The organism is Vibrio sp. 10N.286.51.C3 (assembly GCF_003050065.1).
Classification (GTDB): domain Bacteria; phylum Pseudomonadota; class Gammaproteobacteria; order Enterobacterales; family Vibrionaceae; genus Vibrio; species Vibrio crassostreae.
Genome location: NZ_PIGC01000002.1, coordinates 236,891 through 253,362, shown reverse-complemented (window position 1 = coordinate 253,362; position 16,472 = coordinate 236,891). Strand labels below are relative to the sequence as shown.

General features: G+C 43.7%; 14 protein-coding genes. 7 read left to right on the top strand and 7 right to left on the bottom strand.

Annotation, left to right across the window (positions count from 1 at the left end; all coding sequences use genetic code 11):
- Positions 1-2 precede the first annotated feature (2 nt).
- A complete protein-coding gene (locus tag CWO27_RS02835) occupies positions 3-230 on the bottom strand; it encodes a YejL family protein (RefSeq protein ID WP_017068253.1) in 228 nt (75 codons plus the stop codon).
- An 84-nt stretch (positions 231-314) separates the two neighbouring features.
- Here CWO27_RS02835 and yejK point away from each other — a divergent pair, with 84 nt between their 5' ends.
- The 3 genes from yejK (at position 315) to CWO27_RS02820 (ending at position 4,077) form a co-directional block, all read left to right on the top strand.
- Positions 315-1,319 carry a nucleoid-associated protein YejK gene (gene yejK / locus CWO27_RS02830; RefSeq protein ID WP_017061190.1) on the top strand — a complete coding sequence of 335 codons (1,005 nt, stop codon included), beginning with the start codon at positions 315-317 and terminating at the stop codon, positions 1,317-1,319.
- A gap of 105 nt (positions 1,320-1,424) precedes the next feature.
- Entirely contained in the window at positions 1,425-2,822 is a 1,398-nt protein-coding gene (locus tag CWO27_RS02825; protein ID WP_102433623.1) for an Hpt domain-containing protein, read from the top strand.
- A 76-nt stretch (positions 2,823-2,898) separates the two neighbouring features.
- On the top strand, positions 2,899-4,077 hold the full coding sequence (locus CWO27_RS02820; protein ID WP_102433624.1) for a chemotaxis protein: 1,179 nt from the start codon (positions 2,899-2,901) through the stop codon (positions 4,075-4,077).
- Positions 4,078-4,189: 112 nt separating this feature from the next.
- On the opposite strand, the gene nhaC is transcribed toward CWO27_RS02820, so the two are convergent.
- Entirely contained in the window at positions 4,190-5,626 is a 1,437-nt protein-coding gene (nhaC, locus tag CWO27_RS02815) for a Na+/H+ antiporter NhaC (RefSeq protein WP_017063453.1), read from the bottom strand.
- A gap of 500 nt (positions 5,627-6,126) precedes the next feature.
- Between nhaC and asd the strand changes: the two genes are divergently transcribed.
- The gene (gene asd, locus CWO27_RS02810) at positions 6,127-7,245 is read left to right on the top strand and encodes an aspartate-semialdehyde dehydrogenase (protein WP_107898522.1); all 1,119 of its coding nucleotides are present in this window, start codon (positions 6,127-6,129) and stop codon (positions 7,243-7,245) included.
- Positions 7,246-7,655: 410 nt separating this feature from the next.
- On the opposite strand, the gene CWO27_RS02800 is transcribed toward asd, so the two are convergent.
- On the bottom strand, positions 7,656-8,498 hold the full coding sequence (locus CWO27_RS02800) for an ion transporter (protein WP_102433627.1): 843 nt from the start codon (positions 8,496-8,498) through the stop codon (positions 7,656-7,658).
- 149 nt (positions 8,499-8,647) lie between these two features.
- A complete protein-coding gene (locus tag CWO27_RS02795) occupies positions 8,648-9,286 on the bottom strand; it encodes a YchE family NAAT transporter (protein ID WP_004734056.1) in 639 nt (212 codons plus the stop codon).
- 639 nt (positions 9,287-9,925) lie between these two features.
- Between CWO27_RS02795 and adhE the strand changes: the two genes are divergently transcribed.
- The gene (adhE, locus tag CWO27_RS02790) at positions 9,926-12,631 is read left to right on the top strand and encodes a bifunctional acetaldehyde-CoA/alcohol dehydrogenase (protein ID WP_048659757.1); all 2,706 of its coding nucleotides are present in this window, start codon (positions 9,926-9,928) and stop codon (positions 12,629-12,631) included.
- 191 nt (positions 12,632-12,822) lie between these two features.
- Here adhE and CWO27_RS02785 read toward each other — a convergent pair whose 3' ends face one another.
- From CWO27_RS02785 to sodB, 3 genes are all read right to left on the bottom strand, one after another.
- Positions 12,823-13,506 (bottom strand): SDR family oxidoreductase, encoded by a 684-nt coding sequence (locus CWO27_RS02785; RefSeq protein ID WP_048659756.1) that lies wholly within the window; start codon positions 13,504-13,506, stop codon positions 12,823-12,825.
- A gap of 278 nt (positions 13,507-13,784) precedes the next feature.
- The gene (locus CWO27_RS02780) at positions 13,785-14,288 is read right to left on the bottom strand and encodes a VC2046/SO_2500 family protein (protein ID WP_261378607.1); all 504 of its coding nucleotides are present in this window, start codon (positions 14,286-14,288) and stop codon (positions 13,785-13,787) included.
- A 247-nt stretch (positions 14,289-14,535) separates the two neighbouring features.
- The gene (gene sodB / locus CWO27_RS02775) at positions 14,536-15,120 is read right to left on the bottom strand and encodes a superoxide dismutase [Fe] (RefSeq protein WP_004734050.1); all 585 of its coding nucleotides are present in this window, start codon (positions 15,118-15,120) and stop codon (positions 14,536-14,538) included.
- 269 nt (positions 15,121-15,389) lie between these two features.
- Between sodB and CWO27_RS02770 the strand changes: the two genes are divergently transcribed.
- A complete protein-coding gene (locus tag CWO27_RS02770; protein WP_004741702.1) occupies positions 15,390-15,728 on the top strand; it encodes a Grx4 family monothiol glutaredoxin in 339 nt (112 codons plus the stop codon).
- Positions 15,729-15,826: 98 nt separating this feature from the next.
- Positions 15,827-16,456, top strand: a complete 630-nt coding sequence (locus CWO27_RS02765; protein WP_057622342.1) for a DsbA family protein — start codon at positions 15,827-15,829, stop codon at positions 16,454-16,456.
- The last annotated feature ends 16 nt before the right edge of the window (positions 16,457-16,472 follow it).

The following is a 16,472-nucleotide window of genomic DNA, read 5'->3' as shown; positions in this document are numbered from 1 at the left end:
ATTTAGTGAGACTTTTTATCTTCAAGAGAAGAAATTAAAGCCTCGGCAAATTTTTCAGCAATTCCTTTGCGTTGTGAAGCAGCAACATTCTGATTTAAGACATTGGTTGCGATATTTCCAGCGATCATCAGTGAAAGTTCTGGCGAAGCTTTGTGCTTAGATAGTACAGCACCTACTTCAGCTAGGATTTTTTCAACTTGATCATCTGTGTATTTAGATATAATCGGCATAAGGACTCTAATAATGATAGTAAAAGCGGCTTATGATAACCTACTATGCACGACAACTGAAACCTGAACGGTAATATTTTCACTATGAGCCTTCACCTTTCCAACGTAATTTTACACCAGCTGAGTAAGAACGATCAGGATGAGCTGATTGTTAACTATCGTGCTGAATCTCTAGAAAACGATGCTTCATCTGAAAGCCTAGTTGCTGAACTTCACCGTGTTTTTAATTCAAAAGCAGGCAAAGGGTTTGGTTCTTTCAAATCTGACAGCGAATTCCAGCAGTGGTTGCATCAACTTCGTGCTGGTGAGACAAACTTTTACGATTTTTCTCAAAAGAGTGCGCAACGTCTAAAAGACGAACTATCAAAGTACCCATTCGCTGACGAAGGTATCTTGGTAATGGCCGAATATCAGTCACTTGCAACAGATTACCTTTTCATTGGTTTATTGCCTTCAAACCAAAGCCTAAAGGTAACTGAAGGGCTTGATATTAGTGCGACTGACTACCTTGATATCTCAAAAATGGATATCGCGGCTCGCCTAGACCTTTCTACTTATGAGACTGACAAAGAGTCAAACCGTTACTTAACTTACATTAAAGGACGTGTTGGCCGTAAAGTCGCGGATTTCTTCTTAGATTTCTTACAAGCTGAAGTCGGTTTGGATGCAAAACAACAAAACCAAGTACTGATGCAAGCGGTAGAAGACTTCGTTTCTGACTCTAAATTGGAAAAAGAAGAAGCGATCAGCTACAAAAAGCAGGTTGCGGATTACTGTAACGAGCAGCTTAAAGCCGGTGATGAAGTACAAGTGCGTGAACTTTCTGGAGAATTGCCAGCAAGCACAGATGGTACCAGCTTCTTTGACTATACTAGTGAGCAAGGCTACGAGCTAGAAGACAGCTTCCCAGCCGATCGCGCAACTATGCGTAAACTAACAAAATTTGTTGGTGCTGGTGGCGGTTTGAATGTTAGTTTTGATAGTCTGCTTCTAGGCGAACGTATCTTTTACGATCCGGAGACAGACACGCTTACGATTAAAGGCACTCCACCGAACTTACGTGACCAACTGACTCGCAATAAGTCATAGTCCGAAGTTAACGGATAAAAGCGGCAGCAGGATGTTGTCGCTTATTTTGTGCTCAATCTTTTAGTAAGTGTCATGGCTTCAAGTTAACACGCACAAGGAATATAGATGGAACAATCAGTAGCAAAGCCCAAACGCTTTAAAAAACCAGCGACCTTCTTGGTTGTGCTCTTGGCTCTGTGGCTACTTCCTTCATTGGCTCTTCTTAATCTAAGCCGTTCCTACACCAATTCTCTTGCTCAAATCGAAGAGCTCGGTATTCGAGTCAACGAATTGAGGCAATCGCTCTATTTCTCAGAACCGCTTCGAGTCTCTCGTATCAATGATCTCGCACTCGACGCTCAGTTGGTTTATTCGATCCGACTGCAGATTGAATCTGATTTCCAACACGCCTTGTTTCGTCCTGATGTGAACCAACTGTTGTACGTAGCCGATCAGTTCCTAGAAAAGTTCGATGAGTTCATTCCGATCGAAAGCCAAGTTCAAGACATTGTTGATAACATTAAGATGTTGCGTGCTGATAAAGAGCTTTCCCCTAAGCTAAAGCCACTACTAAATGAATTCGGAGTTGTGGTATTTGAAGCAATGTACTCTGACAATCAAAGTTCGTCAGCGACTTATCGATCCTTTGATTCCATTCTAGAAAAATCTTATTCATTAGAAACCGAAGAACAAGATGCACTCCAACAACTACTGGCTGATGCGTCAGCATTGTTGAGTGATTATGCTCAGCTTAACTATTTGGTCGATAAGATTAAGAAAAACTCAGTGAATGAACAGATCATTAAACTCGAAGCTGAGTTCCACGATCGTCAGTTCAACTTATTGTTGGTGATGCTAGGTCTAAGCTTAGTGGCAATGAGCGGGATAGTGTTGTGGGGCGTTAGATCCAAAAAAACGATTACAGAAGCCGGTCACGAACTCAGTTCTGAGCCTGAAATTGATTCCAGTAAAGAAAAGGCTTCTTCAAGCGACGTGGTTTCCTCAGCCGTGAAACAAGCAGATAATGACGCTTATGTGCCCGAGAACACGTCAACGAACCAGTATTCCGACCCTCAACCTCCGCAGAGTGTTAGCGTCTCAAGGCATGTTCAGCAACACTCTGTAGAGCAAGGCCTTGAACCGACGCCAGTAGAAGAAAAGCACATTGCTAGTGTGACAGATTCAAAGCCTGCAATTGATATCGAAGACATGTTAGAAACACTCGATGGTGATGCTGAATCTGTCGAACTGTTGCTTGGTGTGTTTGTACAAGATCATGCCGGTGACTACGAGAAGTTTAAATCTTTGCTGACCAAAGATGAAACCTCTGCCGCTCGCATTGTACATAGCTTAAAAGGTGTGGCTGGCAGTATCAAAGCGTCTCGGTTGGCGATTATTGCCGCGAGTATTGAAATGACAATGAAGCAGTCCAGAGCCATCAGCGAACACGACTTAGAAGAACTAGAGCAGGCAATAAAAGCCTCTGTGGATTCTGCTCATGAATATTTAGACAGTCAGCGTTAACTTTTACAGGAATTTTGACAATACTCTGACGAAGCGCTCATACAATCCGCGCCCTTAGTCTTTGTCAGAGGTTTATATGTTACGAGTTTCGAGTCGAAGTTGGATGGTGTTGGTGCTTAGCATTGTGCTAAGTGGTTGTTCTCTCTTAGAAGTTAAGTTAGATAGTCAAACGACGCCTCTCACTCAACAAGAGTTAAATGCTCGGATCATGACGCGTGAATATGCCAAGATGTTTTTTACACGAGTAGAAGACTCGGCTGATTTAATCGCGCAATCTTATCCTGCCGATGACACTTTACATCAATCTTATGTGTTGCTTTGGAAGATCCATGCAGAGCAGGGATTACAACAAGCGGCTTACCAAACTTCCCCAATGTCTGCGTTAATTGACTCGTGGGTTTTCACTGCCCAAATGAATCAGTTTTATAGCCAAGGCGATGGCGCGGACCTGTTCGCGACGGATGATGCGATAGAGACTGCTCGTTTTCTTGACCAAGAAGCAGAGAAACTGGCAAAGGGTGTATTGAGCTCCAGTGATTTCAAAAAAAGCAAAGCGTTCGTTGCTCAGTTTGCCGCTAGCCACCCATTTAAAGACCTCACATTCAGAAGCACGCCTGCTTACCGTGAATGGCTAAGTTACCTTGGTAAAGACGAGTCGCAAATCGTCCAGAGCTTAGGCACCATGCCAGAAGCAATGAGCGATGCATCAGACCGCTTAAGCTTAATGGCTGACCAGACCCCGAAACTGATGACGTGGAAAGCCGAGTTGGTTGCATTGAATAGCTCGCTAACGGGTGAAGACCTATCGATGACGCTAGAGAGCCTTCGTCAAACATCAGCAAGCATGCAAGACTTTATTGAGAACAACCCAGAATACATGCAAACGCTAGCCTCTATTATGTCGACAGAAATGCAGCCATTGCTCAATGATCTTAGTGACAAAACAGACCAAAAACTGGCGATGTTGAGCGATGAACGTGTGGCACTGGAAAAGATGGTGACACGTGAGAGAGAAGCCCTGGTTGAGATGATAGCCAAAGAGCGCATCGAGATTGCGGGTATTGTGACTTCAGAGAGAGAACTGTTCACACAAGACCTTGATCGCGTCTCTCAAGAGGTGGTGGTACTTGCGATTGATAAACTGATGGAGTTAATAAAAGGTGTGATTATCTACTTCATCCTGTTTATCTTAGTGGTGTTCTTTGCTCCGTTAGGTATCGGTTACTGGTTGGGTAAACGAACCGCCAATAAATAGATAAATAGATAGATAAGTAAATCAGCAGATCAAAAAAGAGCGCTCTAGGGCGCTCTTTTTGCATTTAACCATTAACGTTTTGAGTTACGTTCGAAAGCGTTAGCTCCTGAACTTAAGCTTGTTGCTTGCTTAACTCTGTTGCTTCTTCAGCTTCAAACGCTGGTGCTGTTGGTTCACACTTATCAACGAACCAACCCATGTAAGATGTCACGATAGTCACGATGATACAGATGAAGCTTAACCACATGAACGGTGCGTAAGACAGCGTCGCAACACCAAGAATGCTCGCCATGTAGATACCGTTATCACTCCACGGAACCATACCCGACGTTAGCGTGCCACCAAACTCAGCATTACGAGATAGATTCTTACGCTTGTAGCCTAAACGGTCGTAGTTTTTCGCACAGATTTTTGGCGTAAGGATTAACGATACGTACATTGCAGAACCGAACACGTTACCCATGAAGGCCGTACCAATTGTGCTAGTCGCTAGTGAGCCTGCGCTGTTTACGCGGCGCTCAAACACCTTAGCGATTGTCTCTAGTACGCCCACTTTATCCAGTAAGCCACCGAAACCTAGACCAAATACGATAACCGCAACTGAACCCAGCATTGAAGACATGCCGCCACGGTTAAGAATCGAATCAATAAACTCTACGCCAGATGAGATTGAGAACGGTGCCCAAGCCGTATTGAATGCCGTTAGGAAGTCGATATCTTGGATCATGACCGCCCAGATAATACCCAGCAGAGAACCAAAGCTGATTACCGGGAATGAAGGCATACGGAAAGCCAACAGACCAAGCACGATCAGTACCGGAACGAATGAGTAAGGCGTGATGTAGAACTGAACTTCCATTGCTTTGATTACAGAGTCTACTTGGCTCATGTCCACGTTACCCGCATAGTGGAAACCAAACGCAGTAAACATGATGCCTGTAATCACGTAGCTGATTAATGCAACTGGAAGCATGCCCTTGATGTGTTCAACTACTTCAACACCAGACATTGAAGAAGCCAGAATCACTGAATCAGAAAGCGGAGACATCTTGTCACCGAAGTAACAACCTGACAGCACTGCACCTGCAGTAATCGGTGCTGGAACACCTAGGCCTTGGCCGATACCCATCATCGCGATACCTGCTGTACCCGCAGCTCCCCAAGAAGTACCGGTCGCCAATGCGGTTAGAGAACAGATAATCATGGTCGCTAAAAGGAAGATAGAAGGGTGGATAGCTTTCAGACCATAGTAAATGATAGTAGGTACGATTCCGCCTGAGATCCAAGTACCAACAAGAGCGCCAACGGCTAAAAGTATTAAAACCGCGCCTAAGCCATTGGATATTCCTTTGAGTGCTGCTTTTTCTAAGTCTTTGTATTGGTGTCCAAGACGAATACCAAGAACCATGATAATGAACCAGCCAATATACAAGGCAAGTTGAATTGGAAGGTCAAGCTTTGCAGTAAAGGAAAAAGCAAGGGATAGAAATAGTCCTAACGCGATGAATACCTGTAATAGGTTCGGTAGGCGAGTTTTACTCTGCTTCATAAAAGCCTCTTGTGATTTCGAGCATTTATAGTGCTTCGTTATAGTGTGTGGTGCAGAACGGACACTACAGTAATTAGTTTATTATATCGAAAAAATACGCCCAAGTTGTGATATTTGACTATTAAACCAATCAGTTGTGGTTTCATAATCTGAAATATTGTTAAATTCATGATTGTTACATGTTGAAATCTGTCGCACGTTGTTTTCGTTTTGTAAAATAAAACTCTGATTAACCTTGGTTTGAAAGAGGGATTTACTGTTTGTGATGGGCGTCGACTCAATCGGTTTTGGCGTTGTAAATGTTTGAATTTGTCGATAATGAGCGCTTAATCAATGAGGTGGAGATGGAATGCCGATACAGAGATAACTGCACGATTCATTACGTTCACTTAAAAGAAACGAAAAAGTTACACTTTTTGACAAAAAGCACTTGAGTTCTGTTTCTGAAAAACTTATAGATGGGGGAGAGCAATTTTTAATTTATACATGGAGAGTGAGCGATGAGAGTAGGTCTAGTTGGTTGGCGTGGTATGGTTGGTTCTGTACTGATGCAACGTATGGTTGAAGAGAAAGACTTCGACTTGATTGAGCCTGTTTATTACAGCACATCTCAGATTGGTATTCCTGCCCCTGTTCTAGGCGGCAAAGATGCGGGTCTACTTCAAGACGCTTTTGATATTGATAGCCTAAAACAGCTTGATGCTGTGATTACCTGTCAAGGTGGCGATTACACATCAAAAGTATACCCAGCGCTGCGTCAAGCTGGTTGGAAAGGTTACTGGATTGATGCGGCTTCTACCTTACGTATGGATGCTGATTCAATCATCACTCTTGATCCTGTTAACTTGGCTCAAATCCAGCAAGGCATTCACAGCGGCACCAACACTTTCGTTGGCGGTAACTGTACTGTGAGCTTGATGCTTATGGCACTAGGCGGCCTATATGAAAAAGGCATGGTCGAGTGGATGAGTGCGATGACTTACCAAGCGGCATCGGGTGCTGGCGCTAAGAATATGCGTGAGCTGATCTCACAAATGGGTGTGATCAACGACAGCGTAAGCTCTGAGTTAGCAAATCCTTCAAGCTCGATTCTTGATATTGATAAGAAGGTTGCGGATACGATTCGTTCATCTTCATTCCCAACAGACCAATTTGGTGCTCCTCTTGCTGGCTCATTGATTCCTTGGATCGATGTGAAGCGTGAAAACGGCCAAAGCAAAGAAGAATGGAAAGCGGGCGTTGAAGCGAACAAGATTCTTGGCCTAGATGGTCAGCCAATCCCTATCGATGGTACTTGTGTACGTATCGGTGCAATGCGTTGTCACGCTCAAGCGCTAACGATTAAGCTTAAGCAAGACGTTCCAATGGACGAAATCGAAGAGATCATCGCGACACACAATGATTGGGTTAAAGTGATTCCTAATGACCGCGACATCACAGCACAGGAGCTAACACCAGCGAAAGTAACAGGCACTATGTCTTTACCAGTCGGTCGTCTGCGTAAGATGTCGATGGGTAACGACTTCCTAAACGCATTCACTGTTGGTGACCAACTGCTTTGGGGTGCTGCAGAACCACTACGTCGTACTTTACGCATTATCTTAGCTGAGAAGGCGTAATCGAAAGCTCTTTCTATTCAGAAGTTAAAGCAGGCGCCACTCTTTGTGAATGCTTAGCTTCGTGAGATACAAAGGCCGGTGTTAATACATCGGCTTTTTTGTTCGCGGAAGGTTGATTAATTTCACTCGAGACTTCACTTAAATCTTCTCATTGGAATGGGACAAGGAAGAGATCCCCAACTCGTTCGTTCCTCACTCTTGAGGATGACGTTTTTCTCCTAACTTAAATTGCGTCATTCCCGATAGCGACGAAGGAGCGTAGTCGGGAATCTCGTTTTGGCTCAGTGAACCAACATCAAAAAAGGTGACGATAAACGCCACCCTTTTAGTATTTTTGTGTCACATACTCAAATCACGAAACTGCTATTAAATCTTTTTCGTATCTCGCTACCCGAATCTCGCATCTGCTTTTATTTCTCTTCAGTGACGACACGCTTGTCTGGATCTGCCAATTCGCTTGCACAGTGTTTGCAATATATGGCGTCAGAATCATGACCCGCTCGGTTGCAGTTAGGACACTTAACCAACTCTTTGTGTGAGTTCATTTCATTACTGAGTTCCGCAGTAATAATTCCTGTCGGCACCGCCAAAATTGAGTAACCCAATAGCATGGTCAGTGATGCTATGGCTTTGCCAAGCGCGGTCTGCGGCACCATGTCACCATACCCCACTGTCGTGATAGTTACGATTGCCCAATAGATGCTGTGAGGAATACTGGTGAAGCCATTTTCTGGGCCTTCAATAACAAAGATCAGAGCACCAAAGATAACGACTAAGATCCCAACTGTGCTGAAGAAGATAAGTATCTTTCGTCTTGCCATTAACAGTGAGCGCAACAGAATATTGGAATCTTGCAGGTAGCGAACCAGTTTTAGGATTCGGAAGATACGCATCACACGAAGCAGCCTCACCACACCCATAAACGAAGCACCAGGGAAGATGATCGCTAAGTAGGTTGGAAGAATCGCTAATAGGTCAACGACACCGTAAAAGCTGGTGGCATAAGATTTTGGTTTTGGAGAGCAATAGAGCCTCAACAGATACTCAAGCGTAAAGAGGGCAGTAAAGCTGTATTCAATGTAACGCAACTGCTGTGACCACTCGGTCATCACATTAGGGATCGACTCTAAGATAAGCACCAACAGCGAAGCCAAGATTGCAACGATCAGTGAAATATCAAATGCGCGTCCGGCTGGAGTGTGAGTGCCAAAGATAATGACGTACAAATGATGCTTAAGTGGCTTACGTGACATAAGGAGAGATTCATCTTCTGTTAAATGCATTAACAGTCATTATACTAGCTTCATAATAACGAGGCGAGTGAAAGCCCAATTGCTTTACTCGCCTCATCTATATTTCAATATTGCTGCCCTTTATAGAGCAACCGAAATGCCGTTAAACGTCATGCCAAACCTGGGAACAAATTACGTAAGCCATTGGCGATGAACTCGATGCCCAATGCGCCAAGAATCAAGCCCATGATACGTGTAATAACGTTGATACCGGTTTGACCAAGGAAACGAACGATAACTGGCGCTGAACGGAACAAAAGCCAAGAGCAAGTTGCGAAGGCAATAATGCTAATGCCGATGCCTACCGTATCAATAGCAGCAGGGTAGCGAGAACCGTAAACAATGGTCGAGCTGATTGCTCCCGGACCTGCCATTAGCGGCATAGCCAGCGGAACAACGCCGATCTGCTCTTTACTGATGTATTCCGATTTTTCTTGTTTGTTCTGCTTATCTTCACCGAGCTTACCGCTCATCATCGAAAATGCGATGCTTAATAACAGTAAGCCACCTGCAACGCGGAATGAATCTAACGAGATGCTAAACATATCAAGCAGCATTTGCCCCGCAACAAGCGACACAATCAAGATAACGGCAACAGCAATGTTGGCTTGTAAGGCTGTCCTGTTTCGCTCTTCTGGTGGCATATGAGCAGTTAGAGAAACAAAAACAGGCATGATGCCGATTGGGTTTACGGCTGCAACAAGCCCAAGGAAGAATTGCATAAAGATTGCGAGTTCTAAACCTTGCATGAGAGCGATCTCCAGTAACGTTAAGTAGGATAGTGGGTTTGATCTGACCTTTGTCAGAGTGCGTAATGTAAGGGACAAATTCAATGAGAGCGAATGAAAAAAACTAACTTGAAGAAGGGGCTATTTTTTAGAAAAACTAATTGAGTGTGAGATGTGTAATGTCAGTGTTACAAAGTGTTTTCTCGTGTTTCGTGCTGTAACGCAATTTGAACTAAATGTTATCTCACGCACGCTTTTAATAAAAATTATGACAGTTTCTAGCTCGTTGCAACGGTATGGATATACTCTCAGTAGCACGAATATAGCTGTATACATGTAATTTAACGGACTAAAAATGAAACTTTTTTACAGTTTATGACGCAATGTAGAAAAAAGCCGTCTGTTTGCTTGTTTTTTGTTCTGATGGAAAATGTGATTTTAATCTATTTAAATCAGCATCTTAGGTTCATTTTTGCGATTGCCTTACTACTTTTTGGTTAATTCTTTTTGGGTAACTGATCTGGGTCAATTTTTTTCATACAGTGAAATAATATACTCAGTCCTGAAAGCAATTTACTAAGAACGTTGTTGTTTGAGGTTAAAAGCAAGCAGCGAAATTAATAAAAAGTTTTTAATATTTATTATTTTAGGAGATCCACCATGCCTGTAACTAACTTAGCGGAACTTGATGCTCTAGTAGCTCGCGTTAAAGCAGCACAAGAAGAGTTTGCAACATTCTCTCAAGAGAAAGTAGACGCAATCTTCCGTGCAGCTTCTCTTGCTGCTAACCACGCTCGTATTCCACTAGCACAACAAGCAGTTGCTGAATCTGGAATGGGTATTGTTGAAGATAAGGTTATCAAAAACCACTTTGCATCTGAATTTATCTACAACAAATACAAAGACGAAAAAACATGTGGCATCTTAGAAGAAGATGACAACCTAGGCACAATGACTATCGCCGAGCCTGTAGGTATCATCTGTGGTATCGTTCCAACAACGAACCCAACTTCTACAGCAATCTTCAAATCTCTAATCTCTCTTAAGACACGTAACGGCATCATCTTCTCGCCACACCCACGTGCAAAGAACTCAACTAACGACGCAGCGAAACTGGTTCTAGACGCAGCTGTTGCAGCTGGTGCTCCAAAAGACATCATCGGTTGGATCGACCAACCATCTGTAGAGCTTTCTAACGCGCTTATGAAGCACGACGGTATCGCACTTATCCTTGCTACTGGTGGTCCAGGCATGGTTAAAGCAGCATACTCTTCTGGTAAGCCTGCAATCGGTGTTGGTGCTGGTAACGTTCCTGTAGTTATCGATGAAACAGCTGACATCAAACGTGCTGTAGCATCTATCCTAATGTCTAAAACATTCGATAACGGCGTTGTATGTGCTTCTGAGCAAGCAGCAATCGTTGTTGGTGAAGTATATGACGAAGTTAAAGAGCGTTTCGCTTCTCACAAAGCTCACGTTCTATCTAAAGCTGACGCTGATAAAGTACGTAAAGTGCTTCTTATCGACGGCAACTTAAACGCTAAAATCGTAGGTCAACCTGCTCCAGCAATCGCTGAAATGGCTGGTGTTAAAGTTCCTGCTGATACAAAAGTACTTGTAGGTGAAGGTCTTGGTAAAGTTTCTTACGATGACGAATTCGCTCACGAGAAACTATCTCCAACTCTAGGTCTATTCCGCGCAGACGACTTCGAAGACGCTGTTGCTCAAGCGGTAACTATGGTTGAAATCGGTGGTATCGGTCACACATCTGGTCTTTACACTAACCAAGATACTAACGCAGACCGCATCCGTTACTTCGGTGACAAGATGAAGACTGCTCGTATCCTAATCAACATCCCTACTACTCACGGTGGTATCGGTGACCTGTACAACTTCAACGTTGCACCTTCTCTAACTCTAGGTTGTGGTTCATGGGGTGGTAACTCTATCTCTGAGAACGTAGGTCCTAAGCACCTTATCAACAAGAAAACTGTAGCGAAGCGAGCTGAAAACATGTTGTGGCACAAACTACCTAAGTCTATCTACTTCCGTCGTGGTAGCCTTCCAATCGCAATGAGCGACCTAGAAGGTAAGAAACGCGCATTCCTAGTAACTGACCGTTTCCTATTCAACAACGGTTACGCTGATGACGTAGTTAGCCTGCTTAAAGCACAAGGCATCGAAGTTCAAACTTTCTTCGACGTAGAAGCAGATCCAACGCTATCTGTTGTTGAGAAAGGTGCTGAAGCAATGAAGAGCTTCCAACCTGACGTAATCCTAGCTCTAGGTGGCGGTTCTCCAATGGATGCTGCTAAGATCATGTGGGTTATGTACGAGCACCCAGAAACTCACTTCGAAGAACTAGCAATGCGCTTTATGGATATCCGTAAACGTATCTACAAGTTCCCTAAAATGGGTCAAAAAGCTGAGCTAGTATGTATTACTACTACTTCAGGTACGGGTTCAGAGGTTACTCCATTCGCTGTTGTTACAGACGACAAGACTGGTGCTAAGTACCCACTAGCTGACTACGAAATCACGCCAAACATGGCTATCGTTGATGCGAACCTAGTAATGAACATGCCTAAGTCTCTAACAGCGTTCGGTGGTTACGATGCAGTAACTCACGCTCTTGAAGCTTACGTATCTGTTCTAGCGAACGAATACTCAGACGGTCAAGCTCTTCAAGCTCTTAAGATGCTTAAAGAATACCTACCATCAAGCTACAAAAATGGTGCGGCTGACCCAATCGCTCGTGAGAAAGTACACAACGCAGCAACTATCGCTGGTGTAGCATTTGCGAACGCATTCCTAGGTGTGTGTCACTCAATGGCTCACAAAATTGGTGCTGAGTTCCACCTACCACACGGTCTTGCTAACGCACTACTTATCTCAAACGTTGTACGTTACAACGCGAACGATAACCCAACTAAGCAGACTGCATTCTCTCAGTACGACCGTCCACAAGCACGTCGTCGTTACGCTGAAGTTGCTGACCACCTAGGCCTAAGCCAAGCTGGTGACCGTACTGCTCAGAAGATTGAACGTCTACTGACTTGGTTAGAAGAGCTTAAGAAAGACCTAGACATCCCACTATCTATCCAAGCTGCGGGTGTTAACGAGTCTGACTTCATCGCTAAACTAGACGAGCTAGCTGTTGAAGCGTTCGATGACCAGTGTACAGGTGCTAACCCACGTTACCCTCTAATCACTGAGCTAAAAGAAGTGCTAACAACTTCTTACTTCGGCCAACCATACGTTGAAGGCGAAACTTTCGAAGGTACTACAGTTATCCTTAAGAAAGCAGACCAAAAGCCAGCTGAAGCGAAAGCGCCAAAAGCTAAAAAAGAAAAAGCTAACGCATAATAAGTAAGCATTAGTTTTGAGATAAGTTTTCGCTAGCACGATACTTATCTATCGGGAAAAGATGAAAGCCCCAGTCGAGAGACTGGGGCTTTTTTTATGTTTGGTTCGTTTATAAACAGATTGAAAGGCGATAGCTCTTGTACTCAATATGAGCTGTGTTCGTCACTATATATTTTGGAGTCGGGAACGGGTTAAACCTCTGCCGCCACAACTCGCCCACTGAAGTAGTCGTTCGAGACAATGTATTCGGTTGTTCTAGTAAGTTCATCTTGCAGCTGCGCCCAATGGCATCGGTTGAGTTTGCCATCAGAGTTATGAACAGCGGGGACAACACCCCCGACTCGAATACCATATGGAGTCAGTTCTTTAGCCCAACTATGGGTAAAGCCAGTGATCATAGAGTTTGCGCTCTCTAAACCGGACATATCGTGAAAGTCATCATGAGATATCACATTCACAATCACGCCTTCCTTGTCTTCCTCTCGCAACCTCTCGGCACTAATTTGCCCAAATGCGAAAAGGGTCGATGCCATCGATGAGAGATCATTAATAAAGCTGCTGACAGGCTGATCACCAATTAGGCTTGGCATTGGGGAGCTTATCCAATTGTTGACCAGCACATCAGGTGTAGTGTTGAAGGTCGATTGAATAAAATCATATACGCTGATAATCGCTTGGTTGTCATTGCCTTTGAGCGGGTAATGGTAAACAGAGTCAGAAAATCGGGCACATTGTAAATAAGTTGCCTGAAGTGCTTCTGAGTCCTTATCACAAAGGATGACTGTGGCTCCAAGGTTAACAAAGTGGTTCGCAATCGTCCCTCCCAGCCGCGAGCCAGCAGATGTCACCAATATGATTGAGCTTTTTATTTTCATCCCAGTGCCTAAACAAATCGTCCATGTCGAACAAGGATGGGTTAAATTTCATACAATGGGTGTGAATTGGTTCAAACTAAGCTGTACCCATTAATAAGTTTTTATGAACTTAGTGGCACGTCACATTTTGTAGTAACTTCAAGCGGTAACCGACATCTAGTGTTTTTAGCTTGCCTAAGGCTAGTGGTTCATATCACTCGCATGAATGCTTTAATGTGCGCGAGTTAATTCAAGAAGAGCGGTGGATAGACAGCGAAAAAGGGAAAGCTAGGTGACCGCTATACTTGAGCTTGAATTTGATACTGACGTTGCGCGGTAGTTAGATCATTGTAGAGCGTGGCATGTGGCAAATCAGGTGAATCCTTGCTTGCTAGTTTGCGTCGGTCATGACCAGAAAGATTTTGATAAACCTCTTCGGGTAAGTCGCCCGTATCTTCAGGCATGAAGGCAAGCGCTTCAGGCTTTAAGTAATGGCTGAGCTTGGCGCTGGCAAGGCTGGCTTGATGAAAATGATTAGATTGTTGAGCTGAAATTTCATACGACGACTGGTTTGAACGCAGTTGTTGAGGTTCTGCTACGCCGAATTGTTTACGGAGGCGATCTTCATTGGTCTCTGTGATTTCAATGGTGTCAATCGGCGTGCAATCACGAACATCATTAGAAAACATAGATAACAGCAACGCGAAATCTGCACGGCGACCTTGCTCAACCGCTTGGCTGATCCCGATGCCGAACTTCAGTTCGTTGATGATTCCTGCTTTGTCTAAAGTATGTATTTGCATGTCGCCTCTCATTGGATACACCTTTAACGGCATGGAGTCGGCAAACTTTAGTGTTTAATGACAGGCAAATAGAGAATTTATACAGCGGGGGGAAGAACGCTATCAATAGGTCGAGAAGTAATCTCTATTGGCAAGTTGATTACGAAATGTCGAGATTTTGTGGAATACGACAGATACAAAAAAGCTCACGCCGAAGCATGAGCTTTCAATAGATAACTCGCTAAAAACAGCGCAGCGTAAGTAATAATTACTTAGCTAGGTTCTCTTCTACGAAAGACCAGTTTACTAGGTTCCAGAATGCAGCCATGTAGTCAGGGCGAACATTGCGGAAATCGATGTAGTAAGCGTGTTCCCATAGGTCAACAGTTAGAAGTGGAGTAACACCTTCTTCTGTTAGAGGAGTAGCAGCGTTAGAAGTGTTAACGATGTCTAGAGAACCGTCAGCTTTCTTAACTAACCAAGTCCAAGAAGAACCGAAGTTGTTGATTGCTGAATCAGTGAACTTCGCTTTGAATTCTTCGAAAGAACCGAATGCAGCGTTGATAGCTTCTGCAACAGCGCCAGTTGGTTCGCCGCCTGCTTTAGGAGCAAGACAGTGCCAGTAGAACGTGTGGTTCCAGATTTGAGCAGCGTTATTGAAAACACCACCAGTAGAAGTCTTAACGATCTCTTCTAGTGTTTTGCCTTCAAACTCAGTACCTGGGATAAGACCGTTTAGCTTAACAACGTAAGTGTTGTGGTGCTTACCGTGGTGGAAATCTAGCGTTTCTGCTGAGATGTGTGGTTCTAGCGCGTCTTTCGCGTAAGGAAGAGCCGGTAGTTCAAATGCCATTGCTCAATTCTCCATTGATATGAAAGAGTTAACTCTTTCGATTGCTTCCAGTGATATTATTATTCATGGCTCGTTATACTGCCAACCATGGTCAATTTGCTGACTTGCGATATAGTTTAGCAAGTTTTTACTTTATTAAAAGCTTATTTCATCACTTTTGTGTGAATTGTTAGCTTAGCTTGTTAACCGCTTTTTTTATATGGTTTTTATTCTTTTGGTTTGGGGTAGAATAAAGGCAATAAAAGCCGTAATCCATTAACGAGGAAGCAATGGAAACTATCGATAAAATCAAACAGCAAATTGAAGAAAACACTATTCTACTGTACATGAAAGGTTCTCCTAAGCTACCTAGCTGTGGTTTCTCTTCTCAAGCCTCTCAAGCTCTAATGGCATGTGGCGAGAAATTTGCTTACGTAGATATTCTACAAAACCCTGATATCCGTGCAGAGCTTCCAGCTTACGCACAATGGCCAACTTTCCCACAACTTTGGGTTGAAGGTGAGCTAATCGGTGGTTGTGACATCATTCTTGAGATGTTCCAAAAAGGCGAACTTCAGCCAATCATCAAAGAAGCAGCGGCTAAAGTTGCTGGCGATGACGCTGAATAAGTTCTAGCCTTTGCGCTGAATAGTTAAAATGAGGGGCCTTAATTAGGCTCCTTTTTTGTTTGAATTGATCGAATCATTGACTCGATAAGGAATGAACAATGAACGTAAAACTTCATTATGTGCATGATCCAATGTGCAGCTGGTGTTGGGGTTACAAGCCAACACTTGAGTTATTGAAACAACAATTGCCTGCGAGCATTGAGTTTAACTATGTAGTGGGTGGTTTGGCCCCGGATTCTGATGAGCCAATGTCAGAAGAGATGAAAGGCAAGCTGCAAGCGATTTGGAAGCAAATCGAAGCTAAACTAGGGACTGAGTTTAACCATGAATTTTGGACTGAGTGCCAACCTGTTCGTAGTACTTACCCTGCATGCCGTGCTGTGATTGCCGCTGGTTTTCAAGACCACTACGAAGCGATGCTTGAAGCGATTCAACATGCTTATTATCTTCGTGCGATGTTGCCACATAGCCAAGAAACGCATCTGCAGTTGGCTGAAGAGCTAGGTATGAATGTTCAACAGTTTGAAAATGACCTTTCTAGCAAGTTATTGGAAAGTGAGTTAGATGACCAGTTAGGCTTTAAAGAAGCGATGGGAGTATTCTCTTATCCGACTTTAATGCTTGAAGTGAACGGCATCTTTAGTGAAGTTGAATTGGATTACCATTCAACGGAAGCAACGCTTAAGTCTATTCGCGAAATTCTAGTGAGTAATGCTCCCGCTGCGTAATTCAGCGAGAGTTGTC

What these genes read in the sequence shown, in the direction of transcription:
- CWO27_RS02835 (WP_017068253.1), bottom strand. Translation starts at nt 230, where the DNA reads ATGCCGATTATATCTAAATACACAGATGATCAAGTTGAAAAAATCCTA.
- yejK (WP_017061190.1), top strand. Translation starts at nt 315, where the DNA reads ATGAGCCTTCACCTTTCCAACGTAATTTTACACCAGCTGAGTAAGAAC.
- CWO27_RS02825 (WP_102433623.1), top strand. Translation starts at nt 1,425, where the DNA reads ATGGAACAATCAGTAGCAAAGCCCAAACGCTTTAAAAAACCAGCGACC.
- CWO27_RS02820 (WP_102433624.1), top strand. Translation starts at nt 2,899, where the DNA reads ATGTTACGAGTTTCGAGTCGAAGTTGGATGGTGTTGGTGCTTAGCATT.
- nhaC (WP_017063453.1), bottom strand. Translation starts at nt 5,626, where the DNA reads ATGAAGCAGAGTAAAACTCGCCTACCGAACCTATTACAGGTATTCATC.
- asd (WP_107898522.1), top strand. Translation starts at nt 6,127, where the DNA reads ATGAGAGTAGGTCTAGTTGGTTGGCGTGGTATGGTTGGTTCTGTACTG.
- CWO27_RS02800 (WP_102433627.1), bottom strand. Translation starts at nt 8,498, where the DNA reads ATGTCACGTAAGCCACTTAAGCATCATTTGTACGTCATTATCTTTGGC.
- CWO27_RS02795 (WP_004734056.1), bottom strand. Translation starts at nt 9,286, where the DNA reads ATGCAAGGTTTAGAACTCGCAATCTTTATGCAATTCTTCCTTGGGCTT.
- adhE (WP_048659757.1), top strand. Translation starts at nt 9,926, where the DNA reads ATGCCTGTAACTAACTTAGCGGAACTTGATGCTCTAGTAGCTCGCGTT.
- CWO27_RS02785 (WP_048659756.1), bottom strand. Translation starts at nt 13,506, where the DNA reads ATGAAAATAAAAAGCTCAATCATATTGGTGACATCTGCTGGCTCGCGG.
- CWO27_RS02780 (WP_261378607.1), bottom strand. Translation starts at nt 14,288, where the DNA reads ATGCAAATACATACTTTAGACAAAGCAGGAATCATCAACGAACTGAAG.
- sodB (WP_004734050.1), bottom strand. Translation starts at nt 15,120, where the DNA reads ATGGCATTTGAACTACCGGCTCTTCCTTACGCGAAAGACGCGCTAGAA.
- CWO27_RS02770 (WP_004741702.1), top strand. Translation starts at nt 15,390, where the DNA reads ATGGAAACTATCGATAAAATCAAACAGCAAATTGAAGAAAACACTATT.
- CWO27_RS02765 (WP_057622342.1), top strand. Translation starts at nt 15,827, where the DNA reads ATGAACGTAAAACTTCATTATGTGCATGATCCAATGTGCAGCTGGTGT.